Source organism: Micromonospora sp. KC721, from assembly GCF_004348355.1.
Taxonomy (GTDB): Bacteria; Actinomycetota; Actinomycetes; order Mycobacteriales; family Micromonosporaceae; genus Micromonospora.
The window spans coordinates 1-4,112 of record NZ_SMJY01000316.1; the positions used below are offsets into that span (position 1 = coordinate 1).

The 4,112-nt window shown below is 74.7% G+C and carries 3 protein-coding genes; 1 reads left to right on the forward strand and 2 read right to left on the reverse strand.

Annotated features, from left to right (window positions below; all coding sequences use genetic code 11):
- Positions 1-233 precede the first annotated feature (233 nt).
- Entirely contained in the window at positions 234-491 is a 258-nt protein-coding gene (locus E1182_RS29555; RefSeq protein WP_132271004.1) for a DUF3040 domain-containing protein, read from the forward strand.
- Positions 492-595: 104 nt separating this feature from the next.
- Here E1182_RS29555 and E1182_RS29560 read toward each other — a convergent pair whose 3' ends face one another.
- Together E1182_RS29560 and E1182_RS29565 are read right to left on the reverse strand one after the other, a co-directional pair.
- Positions 596-1,624 carry an SWIM zinc finger family protein gene (locus tag E1182_RS29560; RefSeq protein ID WP_132271005.1) on the reverse strand — a complete coding sequence of 343 codons (1,029 nt, stop codon included), beginning with the start codon at positions 1,622-1,624 and terminating at the stop codon, positions 596-598.
- The coding region (locus E1182_RS29565) for a DEAD/DEAH box helicase (RefSeq protein WP_132271006.1) at positions 1,621-4,112 on the reverse strand (2,492 nt) is incomplete at its 5' end. The genes E1182_RS29565 and E1182_RS29560, both read right to left, overlap by 4 nt.

Genomic DNA, 4,112 nt, shown 5'->3' on the forward strand with positions numbered 1-4,112 from the left:
GCCGAGGCCACTGACCCGCCCCCGAGCCGCCGGACAACCGCGCCCTCAGGTCAGAGGCGCCCCCAGTTGCGCACGTTGCGGCATCAGGGGACCTGGACGCCCCGGTTTGCGCAGTATTGCGAACGACGCGATCCCCGACCCGGGCGGGAAAGTAGCAGCGGCAGGAGGGCGTGAGCCGCCGCGCCAGCGGGTAAGCCGCCGAACCGCTGAAGCCGTGAGGGGAAGGCATCGCCATGCTCAGCAAAGAGGATCAGCGCAGATTCGAACAGATCACCCGGCAGCTCCGGGAGAGCGACCCGAAGTTCTTCGCGAGACTCGACCAGCGGGCCCGGACCCGGCGCGGGCGCTGGCTGATGCTGTTGACGATCGCGCTCTGGGCGTCGCTGCCGGCCATGACGGTGCTGGCCGGGCGGCTGGCCGGCGCGATCTGCGCCGTGGTGCTGGTCGGCAACGTCGTGCTGACGTGGCGGTTCCGCCGCCGCTGGCTGTGACCGGCGCTGCCCGGAGGTACTGGACAGGTGGCGGCCACGCCGCCGGGTGCTTGCCCCAGATCCGTCGCCCGCCAATGGTCAGCCGCCGAAGGCGCGTAACGAAGTCAGCCGCCGCCGAAGGCGCGGTACGCCCGGCGCAGTCGCTCCAGCAGACCCGGGCCGCCGATCGCCGGGGCGGGTGCGCCGAGCTGCCGCAGCAGCAGTTCCGGGCCGGTGGCCAGGGTGGGCGGACGCTCCGGCAACGGTACCGGTGGCAGCCAGAACCGGTCCACGGCCTCGGCCAACGGGGCCGCGGGCAGGCCGGCCAGCACCCGGTGGGCACCGGCCGCCGCGTCGTACCCGGCCGGAGCCCGCGCCGTGGTGGCCCGCCCCGCACCGGTCATCTCCGGGGACGCCTGCGGTGTCGACCCGGACGGTGCCGGCGCGACACCCGCGCCGTCCGGTCGCGGCGCTGTCGTGGCAGCGCCCGGACCGTCCGGACCCGACGCTACGGTGACCGCGGCGCGCAGCGTACGCAGCCGATCGAGCAGGGCCGCGCGGCTACGGCCCCGCCAGTGCAGCAGCATGAACGGGTCGGCGTCGAACGCCTCCGCGAGCAGGTAGAAGGTCGCCGCCAGGTGCTTGCACGGCACGGCGGCGTCGGGGCAGCTGCACCGTTGGGTCAGCTCCCCCACCCCGCTCGGAAAGAGCGGGGCCCCGGCGTCGGCGAAGACCTGCTCCAACTCGGCCGGGAGGTCGCCGGCGAGCAGCCGGGCGCTGAAGAACGCCTGCGCGGCCAGTTCCCGCTCGACCCGTTCCCAGCGCGCTGCTGAAAAGACCGGCAGGTCGATGGCGGCCCGGTATGGCGCGGGCCGGGAGCCCTGCACGGTCGCCTCGACCCGGCCGGGTGTCACGTCGAGCCGGAGCACCTGCCCGCGACGCGCGTACGCCCGTCCCCGGGTGAGCCGGGTGCCGAGCGCGAACGACTCCAGCACCTCCAGGAAACGCCGGGACCACCAGGAGACTCCGATCGCGCCCCGGGTGCTGCGGGCCTTCAGTCCACCGTCGACCCGCCGCGGCGGCCTGAAGTCGGCGAACCGGTCGGCCCCGCCCGGGGCTTCGGACCGGCGGGGCGTACCCGACGGGCCGGTCACTCGGCCACCGCCCCGGCCTCCAGGGTGAACAGCTCGCGCAGCTGGGCGGTGGAGAGCTCGGTGATCCACTGCTCGCCGCCGCCCACCACCGATGCGGCCAGGTGACGCTTGTCGGCGATCATCTGGGCCACCTTCTCCTCCACCGTGCCGGCGCTGACGAACTTACGGACCTGCACCCGGCGGCGTTGGCCGATGCGGAACGCCCGGTCGGTGGCCTGGTCCTCCACCGCCGGGTTCCACCAACGGTCCACGTGCACCACGTGGTTGGCGGCGGTGAGGGTGAGTCCGGTGCCGCCGGCCTTCAGCGACAGCACGAAGACCGCCGGCCCGTCCGGGGACTGGAACCGGGTGACCATGGTGTCCCGGTCGGCCTTGCCGACTCCGCCGTGCAGGAAGAGCACCTCCCGGCCGAACCGGGCGGAGAGGTGACCGCGCAGCATCGCGCCGAACTCGGCGTACTGGGTGAACAGCAGTGCCTTCTCCCCCGCGGCCAGCACCTCGTCGAGGATTTCCTCCAGCCGGTCCAGTTTGCCGGAGCGGCCCGGCAGGGCCGACCCGTCGCGCAGCAACTGGGCGGGGTGGTTGCAGACCTGCTTGAGCCGGGTCATGGTGGCCAGCACCAGGCCACGTCGCTCCATGCCGTCGCTGGACTCGATCCGCGCCAGCATGTCGTCGACGATCGCCCGGTACAGCGCGGCCTGTTCGGCGGTGAGGTTGCAGAGCACCTCCATCTCCAGCTTCTCGGGCAGGTCGGAGATGATCGAGGAGTCGGTCTTGAGCCGACGCAGCACGAACGGGCCGGTCATCCGGCGCAGCCGGGCGGCGGTCGCGGCGTCGCCGTGCCGCTCGATGGGCACCGCGTACGACTGTTTGAAGCTGGACGCCGGGCCCAGCAGCCCGGGGTTGGCGAACTGCATGATCGACCAGAGGTCGGCAAGCCGGTTCTCCACCGGCGTGCCGGTGACGGCGATCCGATGCCGCGCGGGCAGCGACCGGACCGCCTCGGCCTGCCGCGTCGAGGCGTTCTTGATCGCCTGTGCCTCGTCGAGGACCACCCGGTGCCAGGCGACCGAGGCGAGCGCGACCGCGTCCCGGGCGGCCACCGAGTACGTGGTGAGGACCAGGTCGGCGGCGTGCACCGCGTCCTCGAACGGCGCGCCCCGGGCCCGGTCGGCGCCGTGGTGCACGTGCACCCGCAGCCCCGGGGTGAACCGGGCGGCTTCCCGCTGCCAGTTGCCGACCAGCGACATCGGGCAGACCAGCAGCGTCGGTCCGGCGTCCGCCGGGTCTGCGGCGAACAGGGCGAGCAGCTGCACCGTCTTGCCCAGACCCATGTCGTCGGCGAGGATCCCGCCCAGGCCGAGGGACTGGAGGAAGGCCATCCAGGCCAGCCCGCGCCGCTGGTACGGCCGCAACGTCCCCTTGAAGGTGGGCGGCGGGTCGAGCGGGGTCAGCCGCCGCTCGACCTCCCCGGCGAGCAGGTCACCCAGCGGCCCGTCGGCGGTGACCTCCAGCACCGGTAGCGCGTCCGGCCGGTCGCCCTCGGCGAGGCCGAGCCGGACCAGGTCGGCGACGGTCAGCTCGCCGGCGGAGCGCAGCAACCGCAGCCCGGCGGCGAGTCGTTTCGGGTCCAGTTCCACCCAGCGTCCGCGCAGCCGCACCAGCGGTGTCTTCAGCGCGGCGAGCGTGGCCAGTTCGTCGACGTCGAGGGTTTCGTCGCCGAGCGCCACCTCCCACCGGTAGTCGACCAGCGCGTCCAGACCGACGCCGCCGGAGGTGGCGGCGACCGTTCCCGGCGCGGTCCTGCCGCGGGCCCGCAGCCGGGCGCCGAGCCGCGCCGACGGGCGTCGCCACCAGGACGGCAGCAGCACCCCGAAACCGGCGGCGTGCAGCACCGGGGCGCCGTCGCGCAGGAACCGGTGCGCGCCCTCGGCGTCCAGTTCCAGCCCTTCGGGTGTGGCGGTGCGCAGTGCGGCGTCCAGTTCGGGCCAGAGCCGGCCGGCCCGGCCCAGCTCGGCCAGCAGGGCCTCCTGCGGGCTGTCCAGCGGCCCGGCCAGCGCGGGTACGGTCTCCGGGGCCCGCCACACCTGCCCGGCGTCGACGTGCAGGCCAGGCTCGTCGGCGGACTGCAGGCCGAACTCGATCCGCCACGGGCCGTCGGCGGCGACCACCGTGGCCGGGTCCGCCGGCACCACCACGAGCGGGTCGGCGATCTCCTCAGGTTCCGGTTCGACCAGGCGGAAGCTGGCCCGTACCGCCCCTCCCACGGCGTCCCGCTGCCAGGCGTCCAGCTCGGCGCGGAGGGCGCGCAGCGCGTCCGGGGCGGCGGTGAACTCCCGGGCCGGGCCGGTCAGCGCGGTCAGCCAGCAGCCGACCACGGTGTCCCGCCGCCCACCCCGGGCCAGGTCGACGTCGGCGAGGGCGGCCCGGGCGGCGGCGTCGGTCAGGGCGTCCAGCGCGTCGGCGACCAGTGCGCCGGGGGCGGGCG

Bases quoted from the DNA above. Each gene is read 5' to 3' on its own strand.
- E1182_RS29555 (WP_132271004.1), top strand. From the start codon at position 234: ATGCTCAGCAAAGAGGATCAGCGCAGATTCGAACAGATCACCCGGCAG.